At 59.1% G+C, this 25,881-nt stretch carries 30 protein-coding genes and 1 tRNA gene; 6 read left to right on the top strand and 25 right to left on the bottom strand.

Translation table 11 applies throughout. The features are described from left to right. Positions 1 to 93: 93 nt before the first annotated feature. The 15 genes from JFU58_RS14345 to JFU58_RS14415 form a co-directional block, all read right to left on the bottom strand. Positions 94 to 312 carry a hypothetical protein gene (locus tag JFU58_RS14345; RefSeq protein WP_063033138.1) on the bottom strand — a complete coding sequence of 73 codons (219 nt, stop codon included), beginning with the start codon at positions 310 to 312 and terminating at the stop codon, positions 94 to 96. A gap of 104 nt (positions 313 to 416) precedes the next feature. Further along, positions 417 to 1,007 carry a type III secretion system stator protein SctL gene (gene sctL, locus JFU58_RS14350; RefSeq protein WP_063033137.1) on the bottom strand — a complete coding sequence of 197 codons (591 nt, stop codon included), beginning with the start codon at positions 1,005 to 1,007 and terminating at the stop codon, positions 417 to 419. Between the two features lie 16 nt (positions 1,008 to 1,023). Continuing rightward, entirely contained in the window at positions 1,024 to 1,566 is a 543-nt protein-coding gene (locus JFU58_RS14355) for a hypothetical protein (RefSeq protein ID WP_063033136.1), read from the bottom strand. Then, positions 1,559 to 2,338, bottom strand: coding sequence for a type III secretion system inner membrane ring lipoprotein SctJ (gene sctJ / locus JFU58_RS14360; protein ID WP_093201781.1), 780 nt, complete (start codon positions 2,336 to 2,338; stop codon positions 1,559 to 1,561). The genes JFU58_RS14355 and sctJ overlap by 8 nt, the downstream gene beginning before the upstream one ends. A 6-nt stretch (positions 2,339 to 2,344) precedes the next feature. After that, positions 2,345 to 2,719: a hypothetical protein gene (locus JFU58_RS14365; RefSeq protein WP_201140992.1), complete on the bottom strand. Its 375-nt coding sequence runs from the start codon at positions 2,717 to 2,719 to the stop codon at positions 2,345 to 2,347. Positions 2,720 to 2,781: 62 nt separating this feature from the next. Next, positions 2,782 to 2,958, bottom strand: a complete 177-nt coding sequence (locus JFU58_RS14370; RefSeq protein ID WP_063033133.1) for a hypothetical protein — start codon at positions 2,956 to 2,958, stop codon at positions 2,782 to 2,784. Between the two features lie 183 nt (positions 2,959 to 3,141). After that, the gene (locus JFU58_RS14375; RefSeq protein ID WP_063033132.1) at positions 3,142 to 4,065 is read right to left on the bottom strand and encodes a sigma 54-interacting transcriptional regulator; all 924 of its coding nucleotides are present in this window, start codon (positions 4,063 to 4,065) and stop codon (positions 3,142 to 3,144) included. Positions 4,066 to 4,486: 421 nt separating this feature from the next. Continuing rightward, a complete protein-coding gene (ychF, locus tag JFU58_RS14380; protein WP_017475978.1) occupies positions 4,487 to 5,587 on the bottom strand; it encodes a redox-regulated ATPase YchF in 1,101 nt (366 codons plus the stop codon). 23 nt (positions 5,588 to 5,610) lie between these two features. Further along, positions 5,611 to 6,195, bottom strand: coding sequence for an aminoacyl-tRNA hydrolase (pth, locus tag JFU58_RS14385; protein WP_017475979.1), 585 nt, complete (start codon positions 6,193 to 6,195; stop codon positions 5,611 to 5,613). A 165-nt stretch (positions 6,196 to 6,360) separates the two neighbouring features. Then, entirely contained in the window at positions 6,361 to 6,960 is a 600-nt protein-coding gene (locus JFU58_RS14390; RefSeq protein WP_017475980.1) for a 50S ribosomal protein L25/general stress protein Ctc, read from the bottom strand. Between the two features lie 138 nt (positions 6,961 to 7,098). Further along, positions 7,099 to 8,040, bottom strand: a complete 942-nt coding sequence (locus tag JFU58_RS14395; RefSeq protein WP_003208392.1) for a ribose-phosphate pyrophosphokinase — start codon at positions 8,038 to 8,040, stop codon at positions 7,099 to 7,101. 45 nt (positions 8,041 to 8,085) lie between these two features. Next, positions 8,086 to 8,160, bottom strand: a tRNA-Gln gene (locus JFU58_RS14400). 36 nt (positions 8,161 to 8,196) lie between these two features. Next, positions 8,197 to 9,048: a 4-(cytidine 5'-diphospho)-2-C-methyl-D-erythritol kinase gene (gene ispE / locus JFU58_RS14405; RefSeq protein WP_063033131.1), complete on the bottom strand. Its 852-nt coding sequence runs from the start codon at positions 9,046 to 9,048 to the stop codon at positions 8,197 to 8,199. Between the two features lies 1 nt (position 9,049). After that, positions 9,050 to 9,667, bottom strand: a complete 618-nt coding sequence (lolB, locus tag JFU58_RS14410; RefSeq protein ID WP_063033130.1) for a lipoprotein insertase outer membrane protein LolB — start codon at positions 9,665 to 9,667, stop codon at positions 9,050 to 9,052. 4 nt (positions 9,668 to 9,671) lie between these two features. After that, on the bottom strand, positions 9,672 to 11,396 hold the full coding sequence (locus JFU58_RS14415; protein WP_063033129.1) for a tetratricopeptide repeat protein: 1,725 nt from the start codon (positions 11,394 to 11,396) through the stop codon (positions 9,672 to 9,674). Between the two features lie 182 nt (positions 11,397 to 11,578). Between JFU58_RS14415 and hemA the strand changes: the two genes are divergently transcribed. From hemA to JFU58_RS14445, 6 genes are all read left to right on the top strand, one after another. Continuing rightward, positions 11,579 to 12,868 carry a glutamyl-tRNA reductase gene (gene hemA, locus JFU58_RS14420; protein WP_008432265.1) on the top strand — a complete coding sequence of 430 codons (1,290 nt, stop codon included), beginning with the start codon at positions 11,579 to 11,581 and terminating at the stop codon, positions 12,866 to 12,868. Continuing rightward, positions 12,865 to 13,947: a peptide chain release factor 1 gene (gene prfA, locus JFU58_RS14425; RefSeq protein ID WP_003208405.1), complete on the top strand. Its 1,083-nt coding sequence runs from the start codon at positions 12,865 to 12,867 to the stop codon at positions 13,945 to 13,947. Before hemA ends, prfA begins: the two co-directional genes overlap by 4 nt. Next, positions 13,948 to 14,775, top strand: coding sequence for a peptide chain release factor N(5)-glutamine methyltransferase (prmC, locus tag JFU58_RS14430; protein WP_093201760.1), 828 nt, complete (start codon positions 13,948 to 13,950; stop codon positions 14,773 to 14,775). It begins immediately after the preceding gene. Beyond that, positions 14,772 to 15,527 (top strand): molybdopterin-synthase adenylyltransferase MoeB, encoded by a 756-nt coding sequence (locus JFU58_RS14435; protein WP_093201756.1) that lies wholly within the window; start codon positions 14,772 to 14,774, stop codon positions 15,525 to 15,527. Before prmC ends, JFU58_RS14435 begins: the two co-directional genes overlap by 4 nt. Next, a complete protein-coding gene (murI, locus tag JFU58_RS14440; protein WP_093201752.1) occupies positions 15,520 to 16,314 on the top strand; it encodes a glutamate racemase in 795 nt (264 codons plus the stop codon). Before JFU58_RS14435 ends, murI begins: the two co-directional genes overlap by 8 nt. Positions 16,315 to 16,425: 111 nt before the next feature. Further along, positions 16,426 to 16,944 (top strand): acyloxyacyl hydrolase, encoded by a 519-nt coding sequence (locus JFU58_RS14445; protein WP_063033125.1) that lies wholly within the window; start codon positions 16,426 to 16,428, stop codon positions 16,942 to 16,944. Between the two features lie 138 nt (positions 16,945 to 17,082). On the opposite strand, the gene JFU58_RS14450 is transcribed toward JFU58_RS14445, so the two are convergent. Genes JFU58_RS14450 through JFU58_RS14495 form a run of 10 tightly spaced genes read right to left on the bottom strand, consistent with a single transcriptional unit; the run spans position 17,083 to position 25,764 of the window. Further along, entirely contained in the window at positions 17,083 to 17,388 is a 306-nt protein-coding gene (locus tag JFU58_RS14450; protein WP_063033124.1) for a YkgJ family cysteine cluster protein, read from the bottom strand. Positions 17,389 to 17,442: 54 nt separating this feature from the next. Next, complete coding sequence (locus JFU58_RS14455; RefSeq protein WP_063033123.1) at positions 17,443 to 17,934, bottom strand: DUF2878 domain-containing protein; 492 nt, start codon at positions 17,932 to 17,934, stop codon at positions 17,443 to 17,445. After that, complete coding sequence (locus JFU58_RS14460; RefSeq protein WP_093201743.1) at positions 17,927 to 19,198, bottom strand: SAM-dependent methyltransferase; 1,272 nt, start codon at positions 19,196 to 19,198, stop codon at positions 17,927 to 17,929. Before JFU58_RS14460 ends, JFU58_RS14455 begins: the two co-directional genes overlap by 8 nt. Next, the gene (locus tag JFU58_RS14465) at positions 19,185 to 19,991 is read right to left on the bottom strand and encodes a DUF1365 domain-containing protein (RefSeq protein WP_093201738.1); all 807 of its coding nucleotides are present in this window, start codon (positions 19,989 to 19,991) and stop codon (positions 19,185 to 19,187) included. Before JFU58_RS14465 ends, JFU58_RS14460 begins: the two co-directional genes overlap by 14 nt. Continuing rightward, the gene (locus JFU58_RS14470) at positions 19,988 to 21,235 is read right to left on the bottom strand and encodes an FAD-dependent oxidoreductase (RefSeq protein ID WP_201140993.1); all 1,248 of its coding nucleotides are present in this window, start codon (positions 21,233 to 21,235) and stop codon (positions 19,988 to 19,990) included. The genes JFU58_RS14465 and JFU58_RS14470 overlap by 4 nt, the downstream gene beginning before the upstream one ends. Further along, positions 21,232 to 22,014 (bottom strand): SDR family NAD(P)-dependent oxidoreductase, encoded by a 783-nt coding sequence (locus JFU58_RS14475; protein WP_063033119.1) that lies wholly within the window; start codon positions 22,012 to 22,014, stop codon positions 21,232 to 21,234. Before JFU58_RS14475 ends, JFU58_RS14470 begins: the two co-directional genes overlap by 4 nt. Then, positions 22,011 to 22,433, bottom strand: a complete 423-nt coding sequence (locus JFU58_RS14480; RefSeq protein WP_063033118.1) for a nuclear transport factor 2 family protein — start codon at positions 22,431 to 22,433, stop codon at positions 22,011 to 22,013. The genes JFU58_RS14475 and JFU58_RS14480 overlap by 4 nt, the downstream gene beginning before the upstream one ends. Continuing rightward, positions 22,426 to 23,871, bottom strand: coding sequence for a deoxyribodipyrimidine photo-lyase (phrB, locus tag JFU58_RS14485; protein ID WP_201140994.1), 1,446 nt, complete (start codon positions 23,869 to 23,871; stop codon positions 22,426 to 22,428). The genes JFU58_RS14480 and phrB overlap by 8 nt, the downstream gene beginning before the upstream one ends. After that, entirely contained in the window at positions 23,872 to 24,801 is a 930-nt protein-coding gene (locus JFU58_RS14490) for a MerR family transcriptional regulator (RefSeq protein WP_177026495.1), read from the bottom strand. 3 nt (positions 24,802 to 24,804) lie between these two features. After that, the gene (locus JFU58_RS14495; protein ID WP_177026509.1) at positions 24,805 to 25,764 is read right to left on the bottom strand and encodes a YbgA family protein; all 960 of its coding nucleotides are present in this window, start codon (positions 25,762 to 25,764) and stop codon (positions 24,805 to 24,807) included. Between the last annotated feature and the right edge of the window lie 117 nt (positions 25,765 to 25,881).

Consider the following 25,881-nt stretch of genomic DNA (forward strand, 5'->3'; position numbering starts at 1 on the left):
GATATACGCTGAAAAATAATCTCGTCATCGTCTTCGAACAGTCTGAGCTGGCCTTCTGTACCGTTCACCCAGCGAGTAATCAGCGACTGCAACTTACTGCACGCCGTCGAGCACAGTCTTGAACAGTGAGTGTTGGACGCGGACCTGTTCGTGAAACGCGAACGAAGAGAGGCGTTCTTGTTTAATGAGATCGCCGAAATAGGCCATGTCCACGTTGTCGATTTCCGGCTCATTGGCGATGGCGGCAACACGATTGGTATCGGTGTTGAGTTGTCTTAAAAGTTGGCTTCTCAAGTTCCCGTAAAAATTCATAGATTTCACTCCAGATGTGTTTGAGCTGTGTGGTTTGCCTCCGACTGTCAGTTCCATCCACATTGAGTTTTTTGTAACACACAGAGGGGCTGTCGACGGCAGTGTCATTCACTGTGCTTGCCGGCCTTGGGTGCGAGCAAAATGTCGCGCATTGAGAGCCAGTCGATACGAAAGTCCCCTTCATCCGTTTCCAGTACGAGCGTCTGGGGTTTGATCAACTCCTCAGTACGAACTATCCAGGGAGTGGCCCCATGCCTGGCCAGGCAGCGCTCCACGGTCTCACGCTCAAGTGGATGGCAGAGGAGAGTCGCCTTGACCGCCGGCATTTGTGCGGCCATCAATTGTTTGATCAAGGCGCTGACGCGTTGCGCTGGTGCGACATCATCCAGCAGGCAGAGCAGGGCCTGGTTGGCGATGGACGTCGCATATTGTTCGAGGTTGTCGCTCAGCATTTGATGCTGGCTCTCCCATTGTTTGAGCTGGGAGTTGGCGCGCTGCCAGAACTCCACGCTGGCCTTTTGATGCAGTTCTTCGCGTTGCTCTGCTGCCAGTAGCAGCAGGTGCTCAGCCTGGACTTTTGCGCGCTCCAACAGTTGATTGGCCTGGGCACTCTCCTGAATTTCTTCTCGCGTGATCAACAGGCGTGTCGGGCCAGGCGTTCCATCGTGCAGGGCAATTTTGTGTCGGCGTAACATGATGGGGGCAGTTCCGTCAGGGGAGGCGTTCGTCGTTTGTCGTCGTCGTGACACGCCAGACGACTGCTTGCCAGAGGATATCGAGCCGGTTGTGGACGTCGTAAAAGTCGGCGTTTTTTTGCTCCAGTGCCAGTACACGATGACGCGCAAAGCGCAGGCGAAGTCGCTGCCAGACAGTGGGTTCGACCCACGCACGCAGTAGCTGCAGTGGGTCGTCGTCGTGGGACAGTACCGTGTTTGGATTCAGTGCCTTCGATAGGCTCAGGCACCACAGGTGCTGGTTTTCGCTCAACACCCCGTCAATCGGGCGATGGCAGGTATCACTCAGCAGCGCCAGCATCAGTTCGAGCTGCGCTTTTGATGCGAGGGCCAGTCGAAGCACCGTGACGTGGGGTGTGGCGGGCAGGCAGGGCGGGATACCCAATGTTGTGCTCGCCAAGGCGTGATTGCTGCGACAGAGTGCGTCCAGAGCGCGATACTTGTCGGCGACGTTCCAGTCCGCATGTGCAGACCTCCATGGGAAGGCCCACCACTGAACCCAGTTCAGTTGTTCAGTCATTGGGTGGCCGAGCTCGGGCAAGTGCCGTTTGCTGAAGCCGCTTACGCCACAACACCGCTGCTATGATCGCCAGAACCAGACCTGCCAGTGACAACGCGATACTGTTCCGCCAAAACGCCAGATCATTTTCTGGAATGAGGAAGGGCCCGAAGTAGCTCAGGCGTTGCTGCTCCTGATAGGCTGCGGCAGGTACGAAAATCACCGTCAGCTTTTGTGAGTTATCCACAGCTGTGGTCATGCCGGGAATGCTACTGGCGACCATCCTGCGAACGCGTGCGCGGATATTGTCGGGGTCCAGCCGTGGGTCATGCTTGATGAATACCGAAGCAGATGCCGGTTGTACAGGTTCGCCAGGCGCTATGCGTTCAGGCAGCACAACGTGCACTCGGGCCACAATCACCCCGTCAATGTTTGACAAGGTGGCTTCCAGCTCTTGGGACAAGGCATAGATATAGCGGGCGCGCTCTTCAAGCGGAGTGGAGATAACGCCTTCCTTACGGAAGGTATCTCCCAGGGTGGTACGGGCAACCCTGGGTAACCCGACAGCCTCCAGCGTACGTACGGCACGGCTGATGTCAGTGGCGTTGACCCGTACGACAACACCATCTTTGGCGGGGATCTTTTGCGCGCGTATGTGCTTGTCTGCCAGTTCCGCGATGACTTCATTGGCTTCCTGCTCAGAGAGTTGGCGATGGAGTTCGACGCGTTCACCGCAGCCGCTGAGCATGAGCGTCAGACATAAGATGAACCCGGTGGCCAGTGGACGGATCATTTTTACCTACTGTAAATTTCCGACTTTTTCGACAAGTTGTATGGCTTTCCCGATACTTTTCGTGGCTGCGTGGTTTAACAACACCGTGTTGGAGAGCTCGGTGGAATATTTAAGTTTTTCTTTTTCGTTGTGGGTGGTGTTGAAGGCTGTCAGGGTTTTGCTCATACGGTTTGTCGACTTGACCAACAAGGCTGACGCCTCTGTCAGGATATTCGAGATGTTCCTTGGCGCGACGGTATTAACGGGAAGCGTCGAGTGCTCCACCTTTGCTTCGAAAAAATGTGCATCTTCGGTTTTTTGTGAGGGGGAGGAGGCTGGCTGAATCCAGGAAGTTGTAGTAACTCTGGTGTTTTCTAACGAAACATCATTTTCTGTCTGCATACAAAGCTCCTTGGGCCGGAATAAAAAAACCGCACCTGCCTAAAGGCAGGGCGGTCTGTTGGTTAGCGAATTGCTTCAATATTTTTTTTCTTTTCGGTAATTTTAAAAGCCTCGATACCGTCTTTGAGCGACTCCCGGGCTTCTGCTTTTCTTAACTGCTTGAGGTCGTCGTTTTCACCGCCGCCGAAGCCCTGAGACGGATAGGTATTTGCCGGGGCGGTATCACTGATACGGGACATATGGTTACTCCATTATTTCGAATGAAAAGGAAAGTACTCGTGGCCGTACTTGGTGTGTACGCACCTTTGTTGGGCGTTCACGTTAGCTCTAGCAAGGCCCGTAGCTTGTGTGGTTGTAGCGACGGTGGCGTTCCACATTTCATAAGGGCCGCTGTATCTGAATATTTCTCGCTGCACCGGGCACTAGTCCAGTGATATAGCCAGTTGCTTCATGCGGTAATAGAGCGTGCGTTTTGCAACCCCCAGTTCAACGGCCACGCCATCAACACATTGGCCGTGACGGCGAAGCGACTCTTCAATCAGCGTTTTCTCGATTTGCTGCAGCCGTTCCTTGAGGCAGGTTTCTGTCTTTTGATGGCCCGCCACCGACTCTGAAAGCGGTGGCAGACCCAACACAAAACGCTTCGCCGCCGAACGCAGTTCACGAACGTTGCCCGGCCAGGGATGGCACAGCAACCGTTGCAGCAGCGCACTGTGGGGAGAGGGTGCGGGGCACTTAAAGAACTCTGACTCTTCGCGGACCATGTTCAGGAATAACGGCACAATCCGCTCACGCCGTTCCCGCAGGGGCGGCAGCTGGATATCGACCACATTCAGGCGAAAGTACAGGTCGCGCCTGAACGCTCCCTGTTCGACCATCTCATGCAGTGATTGCTGTGCGGAGGCGATGACCCGCATATCCACCGGAATGAACCGCGTGGAGCCCAGGCGTTCAACGCCCCGGCACTCCAGCACTCGCAGCAGCTTGGCCTGCAGGTTGAGAGGCATGCTGTCAATTTCATCGAGGTACAACGTGCCCAAGTGGGCGGCTTCGACAAACCCTGCCCGGGATTGCATCGCACCGGTATAGGCGCCGCTGTTGACCCCAAACAGTTGGCTTTCAGCCAGGCTTTCCGGTATCGCGGCGCAGTTGACGGCAACAAAGTTGCCCTTTCGGCGGGACAGCAGATGTATGCGTTGTGCCAAGGTATCTTTACCTGTCCCGGTTTCGCCCAGCAGTAGCATATCGATATTAAGTGTGGCGGTATTATGGATAGTGGCTTCAATGGCGGGGCATTCGGTAAGGGGGGAGTCTGTCACATCCTCATTGTGATAGGAGGCCGGCATATTGTTGTTGCTCCAATATTGGGTCGCATCACTGTTGTTAGACTTTGTTAGTCCTTTCGAATGCCGGGAAGTAAATCGGAAAACATCTGCTTTGTCATCTTGGGCAAGAGGTCAAAAGGCGGCCCTAAGTGTGTAGAAAAGATTAAGAGTAGGCGGAGTAAAAAGAAGGCAACTCGTTTTTTTAGTTTGATTTCTCATTCTGCGAAGGATAAATCCTAAAGTGGCTGGAGAGTTTTGGAGTCTGAAGGGTTTTTGTCGCCAAGTGATGGGGTATTGGTTTTGTAAGTGTTTTTGTTTTTTAATATATAAAGTTAACGAATGTGTCTTACTGCCGGGTTGTTCAATGCAAAACTGTTCGCCCACAAAAAAGCCGATGCACTGCATCGGCTTTTTTGTTTGCGGCATGGGCCGCAGTTGACGCTTACACGTTGAAGCGGAAGTGCATCACGTCGCCATCCTTGACGATGTATTCCTTGCCTTCCAGGCGCCATTTACCGGCTTCCTTGGCTCCGGCTTCACCCTTGAACTGGATGAAGTCGTTGTAGGCGATGACTTCGGCGCGGATGAAGCCTTTTTCGAAGTCGGTGTGGATCACGCCAGCGGCTTGCGGGGCAGTGGCACCGACCTTGACGGTCCAAGCGCGGACTTCTTCAACACCGGCGGTGAAGTAGGTCTGCAGGTGCAGCATTTCGTAGCCTGCGCGGATCACGCGATTCAGGCCAGGCTCTTCCAGGCCCAGGGCCTCGAGGAACATGTCCTTCTCTTCGCCGTCTTCCAGCTCGGCGATTTCCGCTTCGATCTTGTTGCAGACCGGTACGACCATCGCGCCTTCTTCTTCGGCAATGGCCATGACCACGTCGAGCAGCGGATTGTTCTCGAAACCGTCTTCAGCCACGTTGGCGATGTACATCACAGGCTTGGTGGTCAGCAGGTGGAAGCCCTTGATCACGGCCTTTTCGTCGGCGCTCATGCTCTTCATCAGGCTGCGTGCCGGCTTGCCCAGGGTGAAGTGGGCAATCAACTGCTCCAGCAAGGCTTTCTGGACCACTGCGTCCTTGTCGCCGCCCTTGGCGTTACGGGTGACCTTTTGCAGTTGCTTCTCGCAGCTGTCGAGGTCGGCGAAGATCAGTTCCAGGTCGATGATCTCGATGTCGCGTTTCGGGTCGACGCTGTTGGAGACGTGAATTACGTTCTCGTCTTCGAAGCAGCGGACCACGTGCGCAATGGCATCGGTCTCACGGATGTTGGCGAGGAACTTGTTGCCCAGGCCTTCACCTTTCGACGCGCCGGCTACCAGGCCTGCGATGTCGACGAACTCCATAGTGGTCGGCAGGATGCGCTTTGGATTCACGATGGCCGCCAGGGCGTCCAGGCGTGTATCGGGCATCGGCACGATACCGGTGTTCGGCTCGATGGTGCAGAAGGGGAAGTTCTCCGCCGCAATCCCGGATTTGGTCAGGGCGTTGAACAGGGTGGACTTGCCGACGTTAGGTAGGCCGACGATGCCGCAATTGAATCCCATGGTGTTTCCCCTCGGGTAAAGAGTCAGGCCTTCTGGCTGTGCAGGTTTTTCATCGCACGGTTCCATTCACCGGCGAAGATATCCGGCAGCACGCCGAGGGCAAAATCGATGCTGGCATCGAGTTTTTCCTGTTCGGCGCGTGGCGCACGACCCAGGACGAAATTTGAAACCATACTGGCAACGCCCGGGTGGCCGATGCCAAGCCGCAAGCGGTAAAACGTATTCTGATTGCCCAACTGCGCGATGATGTCCCGCAGGCCATTATGCCCGCCATGGCCGCCGCCTTGCTTGAGCTTGGCAACGCCGGGTGGCAGGTCAAGTTCGTCATGGGCCACCAGGATTTCTTCGGGTTTGATCCGGAAGAAGCCCGCAAGCGCCGCGACAGCCTGGCCGCTGCGGTTCATGTAGGTGGTGGGAATCAACAGACGAACATCCTGACCCTGATGCGAAAAGCGTCCGGTCAGGCCGAAATATTTGCGATCGGCCGTAAGGTTTACACCTTGTGCGTGGGCGATGCGCTCAACAAAAAGGGCCCCCGCGTTATGCCGGGTCTGTTCGTATTCGGCGCCTGGATTTCCCAGGCCAACGATCAGTTTAATGGCAGTCACGACAGGGGCCCTTCTTTTGGAGTTGTGGATAACATCGCCGTGGGTGCGGCGAAAGTGAACGACAAAAACTCATTAACCGTTAGAGGCCAACTTCGCATTCTCGCCCGCTTTCTCGCTACGTTCCGGTCCGCGATGTTTCCTCAAGCTCCGGCATTACAGAGTGAATTACTCTGCAGCGCCTTCTTCAGCTTCTGGTGCAACGCGTGGAGCGTGTACGTTTGCAACAGCTTTGTCATCACCGTGAGCCAGTGCAACAAACTCAACGCCTTTAGGGGCCTTGAGGTCGGACAGGTGGATGATGTCGCCGATTTCAGCAGCCGACAGGTCGACTTCGATGAACTCAGGCAGGTCTTTCGGCAGGCAGGTCACTTCGATCTCGGCTACAACGTGCGAGATTTCGCCGCCTTTCTTGACCGGAGCTTCTTCACCAACAAAGTGCACAGGCACGATAGCGGTCAGTTTTTGACCGGCTACAACGCGAATGAAGTCAGCGTGCAGTACGTGGCCCTTGGCTGGGTGACGTTGCAGTGCCTTGATGATGACGTTCTGCTTCTTGCCACCAACGTTCAGCTCGATGATGTGGCTGTAGGCCGCGTCGTTTTCGAGCAGTTTGGCGATTTCTTTAGCCAGCATGCTGATGGATTCAGGGGCTTTTTCGCCACCGTAAACTACAGCTGGAACCAGGCTTGCGAGACGACGCAGGCGGCGGCTCGCACCTTTCCCCAGGTCGGAACGCAGTTCAGCATTCAAAGTAAATTCGTTCATGTTGTATCTCCAAAATAACCACATTCGCCCTAGCGTTTGCGACCAGCGCTAAAGGCGATATGGGCAAAAAAGCCCCGCCCCAACAGAATGCTGGGGCGGGGCGCTTTTCGTCAGGTTGATGCAGCTAAGGTTTGACCCTTAACGGAACATCGCGCTGATCGATTCTTCGTTGCTGATGCGGCGAACCGCTTCGGCAACTACCGGTGCGATATCCAGTTGACGGATACGCGAACAGGCTTGAGCGGCAGCGGACAACGGGATGGTGTTAGTCACCACCAGTTCGTCCAGCATTGAGTTCTCGATGTTCTCGATCGCTCGGCCCGACAGCACAGGGTGTGTGCAGTAGGCGAAGACTTTTGCTGCACCGTGCTCTTTCAAGGCTTTCGCCGCGTGGCACAGGGTGCCGGCGGTGTCGACCATGTCATCAACCAGAATACAGGTACGCCCTTCGACATCACCGATGATATGCATCACTTCAGAGTGATTGGCTTTCTCACGGCGTTTGTCGATGATCCCGAGATCCACGCCCAGGGATTTGGCAACAGCCCGTGCACGCACGACGCCACCAATGTCCGGGGACACGATCATCAGGTTTTCAAAGCGCTGGTCTTCGATGTCATCCACCAGGACGGGGGAGCCGTAGATGTTATCTACCGGAATATCGAAGAACCCCTGGATTTGGTCAGCGTGCAGGTCAACCGTGAGAACACGGTCGATGCCTACCACGGTCAGCATGTCAGCAACGACTTTCGCGCTGATAGCCACACGTGCGGAACGCGGACGGCGATCCTGACGGGCATAACCAAAGTAAGGGATTACAGCTGTGATTCGAGTCGCTGAGGAGCGGCGGAAGGCATCAGCCATCACGACGAGTTCCATCAGGTTATCGTTGGTCGGAGCGCAAGTCGGCTGAATAATGAAGACGTCTTTACCGCGAACGTTTTCATTGATCTCGGCTGTAATTTCGCCGTCGGAGAATTTACCGACAGAGATGTCACCGAGAGGGATATGCAGCTGACGTACAACACGCCGAGCCAGATCGGGGTTAGCATTCCCCGTAAAGACCATCATCTTGGACACGCGCAGTACCTAGAGGCTGAGGGTAACCTGGATGAGTATAGAAAATGGCAGGGGCGGCTGGATTCGAACCAACGCATGGCAGGATCAAAACCTGCTGCCTTACCGCTTGGCGACGCCCCTGTATCTGTTGCAACGAGTACCCAGTACTCGGTTCCTTTAGAGCAGACTTTGCAGCTTGCGATGCAACATCGAAACGTTGCTTCCCTTTGCTACAAACCCCGTAAGGGTCTCTGTAAGAAGGGCCGAGACTTTATCAGCTTCAGCTTTGCTTGGGAAGCCCCCAAACACACAACTTCCAGTTCCGGTTAATTTTGCTTCGGTAAATTTACCTAACAAATTCAAAGCGTTACGTACATCTGGATAACGCCTTGCTACAACCGGTAAGCAGTCATTTCGACTGTTTCCCTTGGGAACGGGGCGCACTTTAATGGGAGGAGAGTTACGTGTCAACAGTGGATCTGAAAAAATTTCTGCTGTACTTACAGATACTTGCGGAACAAGCACGACATACCACGGCTCTTCGGGGTCTACAGGGGTGAGTTTCTCCCCCACGCCTTCGGCAAAAGCAGCGTGCCCACGCACGAAAACCGGGACGTCCGCGCCCAGTGTCAGGCCCAGCGCCGCCAGGCGATCGTGGTCCCAACCCAGCTGCCACAAGTGATTCAGGCCGAGCAAAGTTGTCGCGGCATTCGAGCTGCCGCCACCGATGCCGCCGCCCATGGGCAGGATTTTTTCGATCCAGATGTCGATGCCCAACGGGCAACCGGATTGTTCCTGAAGTTTTTTCGCGGCCTTCACAATCAGGTTGCTGTCGTGAGGCACGCCTTCGAATTCGGTGTGCAGTTGAATCACGCCGTCATCGCGAACGGCGAAAGTCAGCTCATCGCCGTAATCGAGAAATTGAAAAATAGTCTGCAGCTCGTGATAGCCGTCTTCACGGCGACCGAGAATGTGCAGCATCAAATTCAGTTTGGCCGGAGAGGGCAGGGTCAGACGTTGCGCGGTCATGTCACTGCCCCAGTTTGCGAGGTTGCCAGTCCTTGATCACCAGCGTGACGTCAAGGTCGGTGCCATGCAGCTTGATGCGCTCGGGCAGCCAGTAACCGTTCTGTTGCACATAGCTCAGGTACTCGACCTGCCAGCCATCCTGTTCCAGCGAAGCCAGGCGGCTGTCGCCATTGAGGCTCAGGCGGCTCTTGCTGTCTGGCGCCGGAAGACCGCGTACCCACCACACCAGGTGCGATACGGGGAGTTTCCAGCCCATCTGTTCTTCCAGCAGGGCTTCCGGCGTCGGCGCCTCAAAGCGGCCCTGATTGGCCACTTCCAGGCTGACTTGCCCCGGTCGGCCGGTCAGGCGTGCCGCGCCGCGACCCAGCGGGCCGGACAGGCGAATGTCGTAATAGTCCTGGCGTTGCAGCCAGAACAAGGTGCCGCTGCCCGAATCTTTCGGGGCGCGAATGCCGACCTTGCCCTCGATCTGCCAGCCGTCAAGGCTGCTCAGTTGATCCTTGTGCTGCTGCCATTGCGCCGGGTTGCCCGGGCCTTCGACAGATTCACGGGTGCCGAGGCCGGAACAGCCGGCGAGCAGGGCGATAAAGCTGAATACGATGACGTGGCGCAAAAACATAAAATTAAAGGGTCTCGGATCCGGTCAGGCGCTTGATGGTACTGCGCAGGATTGGGCTTTCGGGTTGTTCCTTGAGGAACTTCTCCCAGATTTGTCGCGCTTCACGCTGCTTGCCGTTGGCCCAGAGCACTTCGCCCAGGTGTGCGGCCACTTCCTGGTCGGGGAAGCGCTCCAGCGCCTGGCGCAGCAAGCGTTCGGCTTCGTCCAGGTTACCCAGGCGGTAATTCACCCAGCCGAGGCTGTCGAGTACGGCCGGGTCTTCCGGGTTCAGCTGGTGAGCCTTTTCAATCAGCTCCTTGGCTTCGGCGTAACGCGTTGTACGGTCGGACAAGGTGTAACCCAGGGCGTTCAGTGCCATGGCGTTGTCCGGATCGCGCTTGATGATCAGGCGCAGGTCTTTTTCCATCTGCGCCAGGTCATTGCGTTTTTCCGCCTGCATGGCGCGGGTGTACAGCAGGTTCAGGTCGTCCGGGTATTGCAGCAAGGCTTGCTGGAGGATTTTCCAGGCGCGATCGCCTTGCTTGTTGGCCGACAAGGTCTCGGCCTGGATCAGGTACAGCTGGATCGCGTAGTCCGGCTCGGCATCCCGTGCGGCAGCCAGGCGTTTTTCGGCCTCGTCGGTGCGGCCGTTGCTCATCAGGATATCGGCCTGGCGCAGTTGGGCCGGCAGGTAATCATTGCCAGGACCAACTTGGGCGTATTCAAGCAGCGCGGCTTGCGGGTCGTTGCGTTCTTCAGCGATGCGACCCAGGTTCAGGTGCGCCGAATCAACGTGGCTTTCGCGGGCGATCAAGTCTTCCAGGTAGCCCTTGGCCTCATCCCATGCCTTGGCTTCCAGGCACACCAGCGCCAGGGAGTAACGCAATTCGTCATCGTCCGGGTATTGCTGGACGAGGTTGGCGAACTGAACCTTGGCATCTTCCATGCGGTCCTGTTCAACCAGCATGCGCGCATAGGTCAGCAGCAGGCGTTTGTCGCCCGGGTACTTCTTGATGCTTTTTTCCAGCAGCGGAATCGCTTCCTTGCCGCGGTTAAGGTTTTGCAGCAGGCGGGCGCGCAGCAGGATCGGTGCTATCTCGCCGTCTTCCGGCGGGTGTTGCTCCAGCAACTTCAGCGCGGCCTCGGACTCATCATCCTGTTGCAGCAACAGCGCCTTGCCGAAAATCAGCTGACTGTTGTTCGGGTGTTTTTGCAGCAGACGGTCGAAACTCTTCATCAGGCCGTTGCGGGTGTCCTGATCGGTGTCGGCGGCCGACAGCGCGAGGAAGTCGAAATGTGTGTCGCCCTTGCCCTGCAGGACTTTCTCCATATAGACCATGGAGTCGTCATAGCGCCCGGCGCGGGCCAGTTGAATGGCGGCTGCCCGTTGCGCCTCGAGATCGTCAGGAGCGTTTTTCGCCCAGATCAGCGAGGTGTCCAGGGCGGCCTGATCGGCGCCCAGGTACTCGGCGATACGAAACGCGCGCTCGGAAATCCCCGGATCCTGAGTATTGATGGCCTGGGTCACGTAGTTATCCAGGGCAATGTCGAAACGATTGCGCTGGCCGGCCAGCTCCGCGCTCAGCAGACTGAAGACCGTTTCTTCACTGAACGAGGAATAAACCTTGGGCTTTTCAGGGGCGGGGGTGCTGTCTTCTACCGGCGGCGTACCGTCCGGCGACACGGGTGCCATGGCCTGGCAGCCGCTGAGAAAGACAAAAGCAAGGAGCAACGCGGAAGATCTATTCATATAGGAAGAGGACGACTAACCTGCGGTCGGATCATCATGACACAAGCCTTCGGCCAAACATAACCGAGTCTCAGTGGATGCCTTTATAGACACAAGGCATTAGGACAATAGCCTACGGTGGTTGTTCTGAATCATTCGAAGTAGGACAATTGTCGGCTTCCCGACATCATCAGCGATATTGAATGGCCTTCCTTGCACTCGGTATTAACCACAAGACTGCTTCTGTAGACGTCCGCGAGCGCGTGGCTTTTACTCCCGAGCAGTTGGTTGAGGCCTTGCAGCAGCTCTGCCGGCTCACCGACAGTCGCGAAGCTGCGATCCTTTCGACCTGCAATCGCAGCGAGCTCTATATAGAGCAGGAGCATCTTTCAGCGGATGTGGTGCTGCGCTGGCTGGCCGATTACCACCATTTGAGCCTTGATGAACTGCGCCAAAGCTCATATGTGCACGAAGAGGATGCGGCAGTTCGTCACATGATGCGCGTCGCCTCCGGGCTCGATTCGCTGGTGCTGGGTGAACCGCAGATCCTCGGCCAGATGAAATCGGCCTACGCCGTGGCCCGCGAGGCCGGCACCATCGGCCCGTTGCTGGGGCGTTTGTTCCAGGCCACCTTCAATTCCGCCAAGCAAGTGCGCACCGATACCGCCATCGGTGAAAACCCGGTGTCCGTGGCGTTTGCCGCCGTCAGCCTGGCCAAGCAGATTTTCAGTGACTTGCAACGCAGCCAGGCCCTGCTGATCGGCGCCGGCGAGACCATCACCCTGGTCGCCCGTCATCTGCATGAGCTGGGGGTGAAGCGCATCGTTGTCGCCAACCGTACCCTGGAGCGCGCCAGCATTCTGGCCGAGCAGTTCGGTGCCCATGCGGTGTTGCTCTCGGATATCCCGGCCGAACTGGTGCGCAGCGATATCGTCATCAGTTCCACCGCCAGCCAGTTGCCGATCCTTGGCAAGGGCGCGGTGGAAAGCGCCCTGAAACTGCGCAAGCACAAGCCGATTTTCATGGTGGATATCGCTGTTCCTCGGGATATCGAGCCTGAAGTCGGCGAGTTGGACGACGTTTACCTCTACAGCGTCGACGACCTGCACGAGGTGGTGGCCGAAAACCTCAAGAGCCGCCAGGGCGCAGCCCAGGCCGCCGAGGAGATGGTCAGCACCGGTGCTGACGACTTCATGGTGCGCCTGCGTGAATTGGCGGCAGTGGACGTGCTCAAGGCCTACCGTCAGCAAGGCGAACGCTTGCGGGACGAGGAATTGATCAAGGCCCAGCGTATGCTCGCCAACGGCAGCAGCGCCGAAGACGTGCTGATGCAACTGGCGCGCGGCCTGACCAACAAATTGCTGCACGCCCCCAGTGTTCAGTTGAAAAAGCTTACCGCCGAAGGCCGCCTCGATGCGCTGGCCATGGCCCAGGAACTCTTTGCCCTCGGTGAGGGCGCGACAGAAAGCTCTTCGGATAAAAAACCGCAATGAAAGCGTCACTGCTCAATAAACTGGACGTCCTTCAGGACCGTTTCGAAGAACTGACCGCCCTGCTCGGCGACGGCGAGGTCATCTCCGATCAGACCAAGTTCCGCACCTATTCCAAGGAATACGCGGAAGTTGAGCCGATCGTGGGCACCTATAAACAGTTGCTCAAGGTTCAGGCTGACCTCGAAGGCGCCCAGGCGCTGCTCAAGGACAGCGACCCGGACATGCGCGAAATGGCCGTTGAAGAAGTGCGAGAAGCCAAGGACAAGCTGATCGAACTGGAAGGCGACCTGCAGCGCATGCTGCTGCCCAAGGACCCTAACGACGGGCGCAACGTGTTCCTCGAAATCCGCGCCGGCACCGGCGGTGACGAGGCGGCGATTTTCTCCGGCGACCTGTTCCGCATGTACTCGCGGTATGCCGAACGTCGCGGCTGGCGGGTGGAGATTTTGTCCGAGAACGAGGGCGAACACGGCGGCTATAAAGAAGTCATCGCCCGGGTTGAAGGCGAGAATGTCTACGGCAAGCTGAAGTTCGAGTCGGGCGTGCACCGCGTGCAGCGGGTTCCGGCAACGGAATCCCAGGGCCGCATCCACACTTCGGCGTGCACCGTGGCCGTGTTGCCCGAGCCTGACGAACAGGAAGCCATCGAGATCAACCCGGCAGATCTGCGGGTCGACACCTACCGCTCATCGGGCGCCGGTGGCCAGCACGTGAACAAGACCGACTCGGCGATCCGCATCACTCACTTGCCTTCGGGCATCGTGGTGGAATGCCAGGAAGAACGTTCCCAGCACAAGAACCGTGCGCGGGCCATGTCCTGGCTGTCGGCCAAGCTCAATGACCAGCAGACCAGCGCTGCCGCCAACGCGATTGCCAGCGAGCGTAAATTGCTGGTGGGTTCGGGCGACCGGTCCGAGCGTATCCGTACCTACAACTTTGCCCAGGGCCGGGTCACTGACCACCGCGTCAACCTGACGCTGTACTCCCTGGACGAAATCCTTGCCGGTGGCGTTGATGCGGTGATCGAGCCATTGTTGGCCGAATACCAGGCCGACCAGCTCGCGGCGATAGGTGAATAAATGACCATTATCGCCAGCCTGTTACGCGCCGCCGACCTGCCGGACTCGCCCACTGCGCGCCTGGACGTGGAGTTGCTGCTGGCGGCTGCCTTGGGCAAGTCCCGCAGCTACCTGCACACCTGGCCGGAAAAAATCGTCAGCAGCGAAGATGCACTGACCTTTGCCGACTACCTGCAACGCCGCCGCACCGGCGAACCTGTGGCCTACATCCTCGGCCAGCAAGGCTTCTGGAAGCTCGATCTGGAAGTGGCGCCGCACACGCTGATCCCGCGTCCGGAAACCGAGATGCTGGTGGAAGCCGCTCTCGAATTGCTGCCTGCCACACCGGCCAAGGTCCTCGACCTCGGCACCGGTAGCGGCGCGATTGCCCTGGCCCTGGCCAGCGAACGCCCGGCCTGGCAAGTCACTGCCGTCGACCGTGTGCTGGAAGCCGTGGCCCTGGCCGAACGCAACCGCCAGCGCCTGCACCTGAATAACGCCACGGTGCTGAACAGCCATTGGTTCAGCGCCCTTGAAGGCCGTACCTACAACCTGATCATCAGCAACCCGCCATATATCGCCGATACCGATCCGCATCTGGTGGCCGGTGATGTGCGCTTTGAGCCGGCCAGCGCGCTGGTGGCCGGGCATGACGGCCTGGACGACCTGCGGCTGATCATCGCCCAGGCGCCCGCGCACCTCGACGCTGCTGGCTGGCTGTTGCTGGAACACGGATACGACCAGGCGGCCGCCGTGCGCGACCTGCTGCTGAGTGAAGGCTTCGAAGACGTCCACAGCCGCATCGACCTCGGTGGCCACGAGCGCATCACCTTGGGGCGCCGGCCGTGATGAATGATCAGGAGCTGTTGCGCTATAGCCGACAGATTCTGTTGCAGCATGTCGACATCGAAGGCCAGTTGCGCCTGAAAAACAGCCGCGCGCTGATCGTCGGGCTCGGTGGTCTTGGTTCGCCGGTAGCGCTGTATCTGGCGGCGGCGGGTGTAGGTGCGCTGCATTTGGCGGATTTCGACACGGTCGACCTGACCAACCTGCAACGCCAGATCATCCATGACACCGACAGCGTCGGCCTGAGCAAGGTCGATTCGGCGATTCGCCGCCTGAGTGCGATCAATCCTGAAATACAGTTGATCGCCCATCGCAGTGCGCTGGATGTTGATTCCCTCGCGGCTGCCGTGGCGGCGGTCGACGTGGTGCTCGACTGCAGCGACAACTTCTCCACCCGCGAAGCGGTCAACGCTGCCTGTGTTGACGCCGGCAAGCCTCTGGTCAGTGGTGCGGCGATTCGCCTGGAAGGCCAGCTGTCGGTGTTCGACCCACGGCGCGCCGAAAGCCCGTGCTACCACTGTTTATACGGGCACGGCAGCGAAACCGAACTGACCTGCAGTGAAGCCGGCGTGATCGGCCCGTTGGTGGGCTTGGTCGGCAGCCTGCAGGCCCTGGAAGCCTTGAAGTTGCTGGCCGGTTTCGGCGAGCCGCTGGTGGGGCGGCTGTTGTTGATCGACGCCCTGACCACGCGCTTCCGCGAGCTGCGGGTCAAGCGTGACCCCGGTTGCAGCGTCTGCGGCAGCCACCATGGTTAAGGACGCGCCGATCGGTGTGTTCGACTCCGGCGTCGGCGGCCTGTCGGTGCTGGACGAAATCCAGCGTCTGCTGCCCCATGAATCGCTGCTGTACGTAGCGGATTGCGGGCACATCCCCTACGGCGAGAAAACCCCGGCCTTCATCCTTGATCGCTCGCGACGGGTGGCGGAGTTCTTTCGTGAGAAGAGCGCCAAAGCCTTTGTGATTGCCTGCAACACGGCGACTGTTGCCGCAGTCGCCGACTTGCGCCAGGACTATCCCGACTGGCCGCTGGTAGGTATGGAGCCTGCGGTCAAACCCGCCGCCGCCGCGACCCGCAGCGGCGTGGTCGGGGTGCTGGCGACCACCGGCACCCTGCAAAGCGCCAAGTTCGCCGCCTTGCTCGACCGCTTCGCCACCGATGTTCGGGTGATCACCCAGCCGTGCCCGGGCCTGGTGGAGCTGATCGAGACCGGCGATTTGAGCAGCCCGGCCTTGCGTGTGATGTTGCAGGGTTATGTCGAACCGTTGATCGCTGCCGGTTGCGACACCATCATCCTCGGCTGCACCCACTACCCATTCCTCAAACCACTGCTCGCCGAGATGCTCCCGCCGACGATCATTCTGATCGACACGGGCGCGGCCGTAGCGCGTCAGTTGCAACGCCTGTTAAGTGATCGCGAACTGCTGGCCACTGGCAATCCCGTGCCGGCACAGTTCTGGACCAGCGGCGATCCAGAGCATCTAAGAAAAATCCTACCTACCCTATGGAATTTTCCCGGCGTTGTGCGTAGCTTTGGCCTGTGAAAATTTCGTGAAATAACCGAATTACTGACTGAACTTCTGCATAAACGGCGACTTCTATAGCAAGTTAGCCTGTACAAAATCATACAACTTCGTTCGTAAAGGATGTTTCTTATGAAGCGCTGGTTCTGTTTGGCCGCGATTGCGGCCGCTGTGGTGGGGCACTCTTTTTCAGCGCAGGCGGCAGGCCTGGAATTTGGAGTGGGGAGTACCAGCGATTCGACCATGACTTATCGGTTGGGGCTGACATCTGATTGGGATAAAAGCTGGTGGCAGACCGATACGGGCCGCGTGACCGGGTACTGGAGCGGAGCCTACACCTACTGGGACGGTGACAAGCGCGCCAGCGTCAGCAGCCTTTCGTTCTCGCCGGTTTTTGTTTATGAGTTTGCCGGGGAAAGGGTGAAACCGTACATCGAGGCTGGGGTTGGCGTGGCCGTGTTCTCCCGCACAAGGGTCGAAGACAACAACATCGGCCAGGCTTTCCAGTTTGAAGACCGACTGGGCTTTGGTCTGCGCTTTGTCGGTGGGAGTGAAGTGGGTATTCGGGCTACTCATTACTCGAATGCCGGGATCAGCAGCAATAACGATGGTGTCGAGAGCTATTCGTTGCACTACACGATGCCACTGTAATTCTTCAGAACACCGCAAAACCATTGTGGGAGCGGGTTTGCTCGCGAAAGCGGCGTATCAGCCACGAATCAGTTGACTGACACACCGCTTTCGCGAGCAAGCCCGCTCCCACATTTGCTCATCGTTGGTTTTTCAAAATCAGCGATACACCGTCGCAAGCCCCTGGCGCTCATCGATGCACTCCGGTGCGCCCATCTCGAACTCCCGGCAGATCAGCGGCCGCTTCTCATAAATCGTGCACATCATCGTGTCGCGATCCAGCGCCGCGCACCAGCCATCATCCAGGCGCAGCATGACTTCGCCGCCCCAATCGTCGGTATCGATAAAGCGGTCAGGCACGCCGGTGTCGGTGATCAGCATGACTTCCAACTGGCAGCAGCACGCGGCGCAGGTGGAGCAGGTGACGGCGGGTTCGGCGATTTGCGTGTGGGGGATGTTGGTCATAGGCGCGCAGTGTAAGGCAAGCGGCTCATAGGTGTGTGAAAGGCCTGACGGACGTCAATGTGCCAACTGCCTGGCGACCCAATGCAACAATGGAAAAATCATCCCCCAGAGTAACGCCAGGCCGATGACTGTCGGCACGGTGCCATAGCCGAAACTCACCCCGGCCAGTTGGCTGCCCGCGTAATAGGACAACGGCCCGCCCACCGCCCCCAACAAACTCGCACGCCACCAGGGCTGCGCGCTCCAGGCCAGGCAATGGCGCAGCGTGGTCGCCAGCAATGCCCACAACAGGATCAGCCACAATGGCGCCAACGGCCCGGGCAGGCTGAAATGAAACACGCCGAATGCACGTAGCACGGTGTCGATCACGGTGCCCAACAAGGTGACGGCAAGAATCACCTGGCCTTCCGCTGACCACGAACTTATCCACAGCAGGTGGATTACCAGCACCGCCAACCCCACCAACAGCCACAGACTGTCGCCGCCCAACACACAGGCAAACCAACCGCACTGAAACAGCACGGCATTCGCCAGCGGTTTAAGCATCAAAGCGCCCGAGCAGAGGCTGGGTCAGGGCCGCCGGCTTGGCCAGGAGCATTTGTGCCGTGCCGATGGTGCGCTCCATAAAGCCGCCCTCGCAGTAGCACAGGTAAAACTCCCACAGCCGCAGGAAATATTCGTCGTAGCCCATTTCCGTCAGGCGGCTGTGGGCGCGGCGAAAGTTCTCATGCCACAGGCGCAGGGTTCGTGCGTAATGCAGGCCGAAATCCTCCATGTGCAGCAGGTTCATGTCGGTGTCGCGGCTGACGATCTCGAGCATTTTCTGCACGCAGGGCAGGGCGCCGCCGGGGAAAATGTAGCGCTGGATGAAATCCACGCTGCTCTTGGCCTGTTCGTAGCGCTGCTCGCGAATGGTGATGGCTTGCAGCAACATCAGGCCGTTGCTCTTGAGCAACTGAGCGCATTGTTTGAAGTAGGTCGGCAGGAAGCGATGGCCCACGGCTTCGATCATCTCGATGGACACCAGTTTGTCGTACTGCCCGCTCAGGTCGCGGTAGTCCTCCAGCAGCAACGTCACCTGATTCTGCAAACCCAGGGCCTCGATGCGTTTTTCAGTGTAGGCAAACTGCTCTTTGGACAAGGTCGTCGTGGTGACCTTGCAGCCGTACTGCTGCGCGGCATAAATCGCCATGCTGCCCCAGCCGGTGCCGATTTCCAGCAGGTGGTCGGACGGTTTCAGCGCGAGCTTCTGGCAGATGCGCTCCAGCTTGTTCAACTGTGCCTGTTCCAGGGTGTCGTCGGCGGTGAGGAACTGTGCGGCCGAATACATCATGGTCGGGTCGAGGAATTCTTCGAACAGGTCATTGCCCAGGTCGTAGTGGGCGGCGATGTTCTTCTGCGAGCCCTTACGCGTGTTGCGGTTGAGCCAGTGCAGGCCTTGGGTGAAGGGCCGCGCGAGTTTGGCCAGGCCACCTTCCAGTGCATCCAGCACGTCGAGGTTGCTGACCATCACCCGCACCACGGCCGTCAGGTCCGGGCTGCTCCAGTAGCCATGAATAAATGCCTCGCCTGCGCCGATGGAACCGTTGGCTGCCACCAGCCCCCACACGGCCGAATCGAGGATCTGGATTTCCCCCAGCAGGTGCGCTTCCCGTGCGCCGAAGACTTGTCGCTCACCGTCCTCAATCACCACCAACTGGCCGTGGCGCAGTTGGCCGAGCTGGCGCAGCACCGCTTTGCGCAACAGTGCGGCGGTCATGCCGTTGACGTTCAAGCGATTGGATTTGACCGATAAGCTAGGGGATTTCATGGCGGCGATCCTTGGTGTACCCGACTGCGGTGCGAGAAGCGCCTTCGGCGGCGTGATGGGAAAAAATCGGCGTGCGTTTAAGCAGAAGGCGCAGGGCCTGCCAATAAATGGCCAGGCAGGTCTTGGCGGTCATCCACGGAAAGCGCCACAAGTAACGGTGCAGGCTGGCGCGGTTCAGCGCCTCGCGTTGCAGGCTCAAGGTGGCGTCGAAAACTTTCAGCTCGCCCTGCCAGTCGGCCATGTGTACGCCGAGTTTCGCGGCGGGCGGGCTGAAGCTCATGCGGTATTCCAGGTCCCGGGGCAAAAATGGCGAGACATGAAAGGCCTTGGCCACGGCGAAGTGCTGATGCTCACCGGCAGGCAGCGCCATGGCCGGAAGCACGTAGTGATAGCGTTCGCGCCACGGGGTGTTGGTCACTTCGCACAGAATCGCGGCCAAGGTGCCATCGGCCTCGAAGCAGTAGAAGAAACTCACCGGATTAAAAGCCAGGCCCCAACTGCGAGCCTGGGTCAGAAGGCAGATTGCGCCCAGTGGGATGCGCCCCAGGGCCTTGCCGACTTCTTGACGTACGGCATCGGTCAAGCTCATGCCGTGACGGGTAAATTCACGCAGGTAATCCTGCTGGCGAAACGCGAACGGCGCCCAGCGGTCGCCGGCCAATGGCGACAAGCCGAAGACTTCGTGCTGTTCGCTGAGGTCCAGGTACAGCAGGCCGATCCGATAGCGGAAGGCGTGGCCCTTGGGCGTAAAACGCCGATGGGCGATCCAGCCGCTGTACAGGGCGCTGTTCACAGGGTTTCCCCAAATGCCTTGGCCACCCGCAACGCGCTGACCACGCCGTCTTCGTGGAAACCGTTGGCCCAATACGCGCCGCAATAATAGGTGTGCTGCGTGCCGTGCAATTCTTCCCAGCGCGCTTGAGCGGCCACGGCGGCCAGGCTGTATTGCGGGTGGGCATAGGTGTAGCGGGAGAGGACTTTGAGCGGGTTAATCATCGCCGTCTGGTTGAGGCTGACGCAAAAGGTGGTGGTGCTGTCGATGCCCTGCAGGATGTTCATGTCGTAGGTCACGGCAGCCTGTTTTTGCGTGCTGCTGTTCAGGCGGTAATTCCAGCTTGCCCAGGCCAGTTTGCGCTCGGGCAGCAAGCGGGTGTCGGTGTGCAGGACTACGTCGTTGTCGGCGTAGGGCAAGGCGCCGAGGATCTGTTGCTCGGCCAGGCTCGCATCCCCCAGCAACCCCAGGGCCTGGTCGCTGTGGCAGGCGAACACCACTTTGTCGAATGCATCGCTGCCTGCCGCGCTGTGGATAACCACGCCGATCGGTGTGCGCTCAACCCGGGTGACGGGGCAATTGAGGCGAATTTTTTCACGGAAAGATTGGGTCAGCGGCTCGATATAGCGGCTGGAGCCGCCTTCGATCACGCACCACTGTGGGCGGTTACTCACCGATAGCAAGCCGTGGTTCTTGAAGAACCGCACGAAGAATTGCAGGGGAAACCCGAGCATGTCAGCCAGGGACATCGACCAGATCGCAGCGCCCATCGGCACGATGTAGTGCCGGATAAATCGCTGGCCGTAGCCGCCCGTTTGCAGGTACTCGCCCAGGGTCATCTCGGCGCTGATGCGTTGCTCTTGCAGGTCCAGCGGCGCCTGGCGGTTGAAGCGCAGGATGTCGCGCAACATGCCCCAGAACCCCGGCGACAGGATATTGCGGCGCTGGGCGAACAGGCTGTTGAGGTTGTTGCCGTTGTACTCAAACCCGGCGTTCGGGTCGCACACCGAAAAACTCATTTCGGTGGGTTTGAACGTCACACCGATCTGCCCCAGCAACTTGATGAAGTTAGGGTAGGTCCAGTTGTTGAACACGATAAAACCGGTGTCCACTGCGTAGCTTCTACCATCCACCGTGACATTCACCGTATGGGTGTGCCCGCCGATGCGGTCGCCCGCTTCGAACAGGGTGATGTCGTGGCGGCGGCTGAGCAGGTAGGCACTGGTCAGTCCGGCAATGCCGCTGCCGATAATGGCGATCTTCACAGGTTGTCCTTGCGCGGCGGTGGACTGCGCAACATGCGTTTGCCGATGATCAGCTTGGCGCGGTTCGGCAGTTTCGACAGCGGCCACAGCGCGGCAATAAACAGGGCCGGAAAAGCAATTTCCAAGGGCCGGTTTTGCAGCTTGGCGAAGATATGTCGCGCGGCTTTGTCCGCCGGCCAGCTCAAGGGCATCGGGAAGTCATTGCGGGCGGTCAGCGGTGTGTCGACGAAGCCCGGGCTGACCACGGTGACGTCAATGCCCTCGGGCGACAGGTCGATGCGCAGGGATTCGAACAGATAACGCAGGCCGGCCTTGGAGGCACCGTAGGCTTCAGCCCTGGGCATCGGCAGGTAGGTCACGGCGCTGGCGACGCCGACCAGGTGCGGTGTGTGGCCGGCCCGCAACAGCGGCAGGGCGGCTTCGATGCAGTAACTGCTGGCCAGCAGGTTGGTGCGCACCACGTGCTCGATGATCGAGGAATCAAACTGTTTGGCGTCCACGTATTCGCAAGTGCCGGCATTCAGAATCACAGTGTCCAGCGAGCCCCAGACCACGCCGATATGCTCGCCGATTTCGCGCACGGTCTGGCTGTTGGTCAGGTCGCCCGCCACCACCAGCACTTGCCCGGGGTATTGTTGGGCGAGCTGTTCCAGCGGCTCTTTGGAGCGGGAACTGACAGCCACATGGGCACCGCTTTCGAGCAGCGCCTTGGCCAGTTCGGCACCGATGCCACTGCTGGCACCGGTCAGCCAATAACGACGGGGCGGCATAAGGTTCATCCCATTCTCCTTTTCAGCCAACTGACCACACCGCCGAGGACCGGCACGTGTTCATACAGCAGCGCACCCGCGTCGAAATAATCCCGATGGTGGTACACCTTGTCGCGCCACAGCAGATGCGAGCAGCCTTCGACACGAATCACTTTCCCCCCGCCCAGGCGTGGGTGGCAGAAGCTCATTTTCCAGCGCAGGTAGCCTTCGCCTTCGGTCACTTGATCGAAGCCATGGAAGTCAAAACGCAGCTGGGTAACGTTGTCGTACAGCTCGGCGAAATAACGGTGCAGCGCCGGCAGCCCGTGCACTTCGTGCAGCGGGTCGGTGAAGTTGATGTCCTGGCTGTACAGGCTGTCGAGCAGGTGCAGATTGTGTTTGTCCACACTGGCAAAGGTCTGAGCGAAGCGGCGCAGGAAATCACTCATAACCACCCCCGACCGCCTGGCGTGAAGGCAGGCTGCGGAAGGCGGCGAGCGCGCGCTCGCGGGACTTTTTCAGATCGACGATAGGACGAGGGTAGTCCGCCACGCCAAACAAGCCGCCCACGGCATCGGGGTTGTGCACTTCCTTTTTGTTCAGCGCTGCCAGTTGTGGCAGCCAGTGCTTGATAAACACGCCCTCACCGTCGAATTTTTCCGACTGGCTCAAGGGGCTGAAAATCCGGAAGTACGGCGCCGAGTCGGTGCCGGTGGACGAACTCCACTGCCAGCCACCGTTGTTCGCCGCGAGGTCGCCGTCGATCAGGTGACGCATGAAAAAACGCTCGCCTTCGCGCCAGTCGATCAGCAGGTTTTTAGTCAGGAACATCGCCACCACCATGCGCAGGCGGTTGTGCATCCAGCCGGTTTCCAGCAATTGGCGCATGGCCGCGTCGATGATCGGCAGGCCGGTGCGGGCTTCCTGCCACGCCTTCAAGTCTTCCGGACTGTTGCGCCAGGCCACGGCTTCAGTCTCCGGGCGGAACGCGCGGTGGCGTGAGACCCGTGGGTAACCCACCAGGATATGTTTGTAGAACTCGCGCCACAGCAGCTCGTTGATCCAGGTAATCGCGCCGATGTCGCCGCTTTCGAATTCGCCCTGGTTGCTTTGCAGCGCGGCATGCAGGCATTGGCGCGGCGAAACCACACCCGCGGCCAGATAGGCCGACAGCTGGCTGGTACCGGGCTTGGCCGGGAAGTCGCGTTCGTCCTTGTAATAGCTGATTTGCGCGTCGGCGAATTGATCGAGACGGCGCCGGGCTTCGGCTTCGCCGGCAGGCCACAGGGCGCGGAGGGCCTCGCTCGGGGTAGCAAAGCCCTCGACGTGATCCGGGACCGGGTCGCTTTTGAGTTTGAGCGGTGCCTGCGCCTTGGGTGTGGCGACCAAACGCGGCAAGGCGCCGTGCAGGCGGTTGTAGCAGACTTTGCGGAACTGGCTGAACACCTGGAAGTACGTGCCGGTCTTGGTCAGCACGCTGCCGGGCTGGAAAAACAACTGGTCCAGGTAATCGTAAAACGTGACACCGCGGGCTTCGAGGGCCTGGGCCACGGCGGCGTCGCGGCGCTCTTCGTGGATGCCGTATTCGTCATTGACGTGCACTGACTCGACCGACAGTTCCTGGCACAGGTCTGCCAGGACTTGCGGTGCCTGGTCCCAGGTCGATGCATGGCGGATCAATAGAGGAATGTTCAACTCCCCCAGCGCCACGCTCAGGCTCTTGAGGTTGCGCAGCCAGAAGTCGACTTTGCACGGCGCGTCATCGTGGGCCAGCCATTGCTCCGGGCTGATCAGGTAGACAGCCACCGTCGGCCCGCGCTGTGCGGCGGCGGCGAGGGCGGTGTTGTCATGTAGGCGCAGGTCGGTGCGCAGCCAGATCAAGTGCATTTAAATAAGTCCACGCTGGATCAGTACCTGATGGGCCGACAACGGGTCTTCGGCCAGGAGCAATTCAGGAATGTCTTGGGTTAATACGGACAGCTCCGCCTGGTGGATGCATACCGCTGGTCCGGTTATCAGTTTTGGGCAACTGAAGCCGCTCAATAGTTTTTCCAGCGCCGACGTATGGAGCGTCTTGCTCGAATACAGCAGTACTGCCCGGGGTTGCAGGCGTTCGACGGCCAGGGCCAGTTCGCCCGTCGGCAATGGCCAGTCGAAGACTTCCACCGGGCAATCGGCGCTGCTGGCGAGCCAGGCGGTGAGCCACAGGTGCGGCTCCAGCGGCAGGTCGGAATGGTTGATCAGCAGCAACGGCGCGCCGTTGAGCTGGCGGTTGTTGTGATACATCCGCGCGCCGAATTTGCTGCGCAGCCAGGAATAGAAAAACACCCGCTCCATCTGCGCACCGAATTGGCCCTGCCAGCGCAGTTCAAGCTCCTTGAGCAACGGCAATAACAGTTGCTCGCACAAGGTGCGTGGCGGATACAGGGCCATGGCCTGGTTGAAGGCGTCATCCACCCGGCGCTCGGCCAGTTCGCTGATGGCCTGCACCAGGTGCTGGCGGCGGTTATGCCATTCGTTTTCCTCCGGCGGTTGGCTGGCGGGTTGTGCGGTGTCGATCAGGCTCTTGACCTGGCTGACCGGCACACCGCGGTTGAGCCAGGTCAGGATGGTGTGGATGCGTTGTACATGCTCGGCACTGAATAGCCGGTGCCCCTTGGGCGTGCGCTGGGGCACGATCAGGCCATAACGCCGCTCCCAGGCGCGCAGGGTCACGGCGTTGACGCCGGTCTGGCGCGCTACTTCGCGGATCGGCAGCCAGCCTTGTTCGATGGCCTCGGCGATGTCTTCGACAGGTGCTTGCAGGGGGAAAGTCATAGGTTAAATCGCATTACGCAGGCTGAGGTTTTCCGGGTGCGGTTGCAGGTAGGCCTGCTGCGCGATGTAGCGGTCCGGGTGCTGGCGAAAGTGGTGCTTGAGCAGCGTCAGCGGCACCACCAGCGGGACGATGCCCTGGCGGTATTGGCCGATGAGGGTCTGCACTTCCTGTTTGTCTTCGGCGCTGATGGCTTGCTTGAGGTAGCCGCTGATGTGTTGCAGCACATTGGTGTGGGTGCCACGGGTGGCACACTTGCTCAGGGCGGTCATCAGCTCGCTGAAATAACCGGCGGCCAAGGTGTCGAGGTCGACGTCCTTGGGCATGCTGCCCAGCAGGTTGCCCAGGCTTTTGTAATGCACGGGGCTGTGGGCCATCAGCAGGTATTTGTAGCGCGAGTGAAATTCCAGCAGGCGGTGACGGGTCAGGCCTTCGGCGAGGAGCTGCTGCCAAGTGGCGTAGACGAACACCCGGGTCAGGAAATTTTCCCGCAGCACCGGGTCGTTCAGCCGACCGTCTTCTTCCACCGGCAGGTTGGGGTGACGCGCGCAAAACGCCTGGGCGTAGATACCGCGTCCGCCGCCGTCGATGGGCATGCCGTTGTCTTGATAGACCTTGACCCGCTCCAGGCCGCAGGACGGCGATTTCTGCATGAAGATGTAGCCGCAGAGGTCGGTGTGTTCGGCGGCCATTTGCCGACCGTAATCGTCCAGCGGTTGGGTCACGTTGAGCTCGCGGTGCACGGTGCCGACGGCCTGGGGGTTAAGCGGGTCGCCCACCAGCCGAATCGGCTCACGGGGAATGCCCAGGCCGATGGCGACCTCAGGGCAAAGCGGCACGAAGTCGAAATAATCGGCGAGGGTCTGGCTGCACAGTTGAGATTGTTTGTGCCCGCCGTTGAAGCGCACGTTCTCGCCCAACAGGCAGGCGCTGATGGCGATTTTTGGTTTTCCGGTGGTGGGCAGGGTGCTGGGCATGGCCAAACCTCGGTGAAATTCCTGTACAGAGATAAATTTCTGTACAACTTAATCTCATCATAGGTTTGAAGCTGTACAAGTCAAATAATTTGTACAGGTATTTGC

The sequence above is a fragment of the Pseudomonas sp. TH34 genome (genome assembly GCF_016650865.1).
GTDB classification, from domain to species: domain Bacteria; phylum Pseudomonadota; class Gammaproteobacteria; order Pseudomonadales; family Pseudomonadaceae; genus Aquipseudomonas; species Aquipseudomonas yamanorum.

Coding starts and splice junctions, on each gene's coding strand:
- JFU58_RS14345 (WP_063033138.1), bottom strand. CDS start 312: ATGAATTTTTACGGGAACTTGAGAAGCCAACTTTTAAGACAACTCAAC.
- sctL (WP_063033137.1), bottom strand. CDS start 1,007: ATGTTACGCCGACACAAAATTGCCCTGCACGATGGAACGCCTGGCCCG.
- JFU58_RS14355 (WP_063033136.1), bottom strand. CDS start 1,566: ATGACTGAACAACTGAACTGGGTTCAGTGGTGGGCCTTCCCATGGAGG.
- sctJ (WP_093201781.1), bottom strand. CDS start 2,338: ATGATCCGTCCACTGGCCACCGGGTTCATCTTATGTCTGACGCTCATG.
- JFU58_RS14365 (WP_201140992.1), bottom strand. CDS start 2,719: ATGCAGACAGAAAATGATGTTTCGTTAGAAAACACCAGAGTTACTACA.
- JFU58_RS14370 (WP_063033133.1), bottom strand. CDS start 2,958: ATGTCCCGTATCAGTGATACCGCCCCGGCAAATACCTATCCGTCTCAG.
- JFU58_RS14375 (WP_063033132.1), bottom strand. CDS start 4,065: ATGCCGGCCTCCTATCACAATGAGGATGTGACAGACTCCCCCCTTACC.
- ychF (WP_017475978.1), bottom strand. CDS start 5,587: ATGGGATTCAATTGCGGCATCGTCGGCCTACCTAACGTCGGCAAGTCC.
- JFU58_RS14390 (WP_017475980.1), bottom strand. CDS start 6,960: ATGAACGAATTTACTTTGAATGCTGAACTGCGTTCCGACCTGGGGAAA.
- ispE (WP_063033131.1), bottom strand. CDS start 9,048: ATGACCGCGCAACGTCTGACCCTGCCCTCTCCGGCCAAACTGAATTTG.
- lolB (WP_063033130.1), bottom strand. CDS start 9,667: ATGTTTTTGCGCCACGTCATCGTATTCAGCTTTATCGCCCTGCTCGCC.
- JFU58_RS14415 (WP_063033129.1), bottom strand. CDS start 11,396: ATGAATAGATCTTCCGCGTTGCTCCTTGCTTTTGTCTTTCTCAGCGGC.
- hemA (WP_008432265.1), top strand. CDS start 11,579: ATGGCCTTCCTTGCACTCGGTATTAACCACAAGACTGCTTCTGTAGAC.
- prfA (WP_003208405.1), top strand. CDS start 12,865: ATGAAAGCGTCACTGCTCAATAAACTGGACGTCCTTCAGGACCGTTTC.
- prmC (WP_093201760.1), top strand. CDS start 13,948: ATGACCATTATCGCCAGCCTGTTACGCGCCGCCGACCTGCCGGACTCG.
- murI (WP_093201752.1), top strand. CDS start 15,520: ATGGTTAAGGACGCGCCGATCGGTGTGTTCGACTCCGGCGTCGGCGGC.
- JFU58_RS14445 (WP_063033125.1), top strand. CDS start 16,426: ATGAAGCGCTGGTTCTGTTTGGCCGCGATTGCGGCCGCTGTGGTGGGG.
- JFU58_RS14450 (WP_063033124.1), bottom strand. CDS start 17,388: ATGACCAACATCCCCCACACGCAAATCGCCGAACCCGCCGTCACCTGC.
- JFU58_RS14455 (WP_063033123.1), bottom strand. CDS start 17,934: ATGCTTAAACCGCTGGCGAATGCCGTGCTGTTTCAGTGCGGTTGGTTT.
- JFU58_RS14460 (WP_093201743.1), bottom strand. CDS start 19,198: ATGAAATCCCCTAGCTTATCGGTCAAATCCAATCGCTTGAACGTCAAC.
- JFU58_RS14475 (WP_063033119.1), bottom strand. CDS start 22,014: ATGAACCTTATGCCGCCCCGTCGTTATTGGCTGACCGGTGCCAGCAGT.
- JFU58_RS14480 (WP_063033118.1), bottom strand. CDS start 22,433: ATGAGTGATTTCCTGCGCCGCTTCGCTCAGACCTTTGCCAGTGTGGAC.
- phrB (WP_201140994.1), bottom strand. CDS start 23,871: ATGCACTTGATCTGGCTGCGCACCGACCTGCGCCTACATGACAACACC.
- JFU58_RS14490 (WP_177026495.1), bottom strand. CDS start 24,801: ATGACTTTCCCCCTGCAAGCACCTGTCGAAGACATCGCCGAGGCCATC.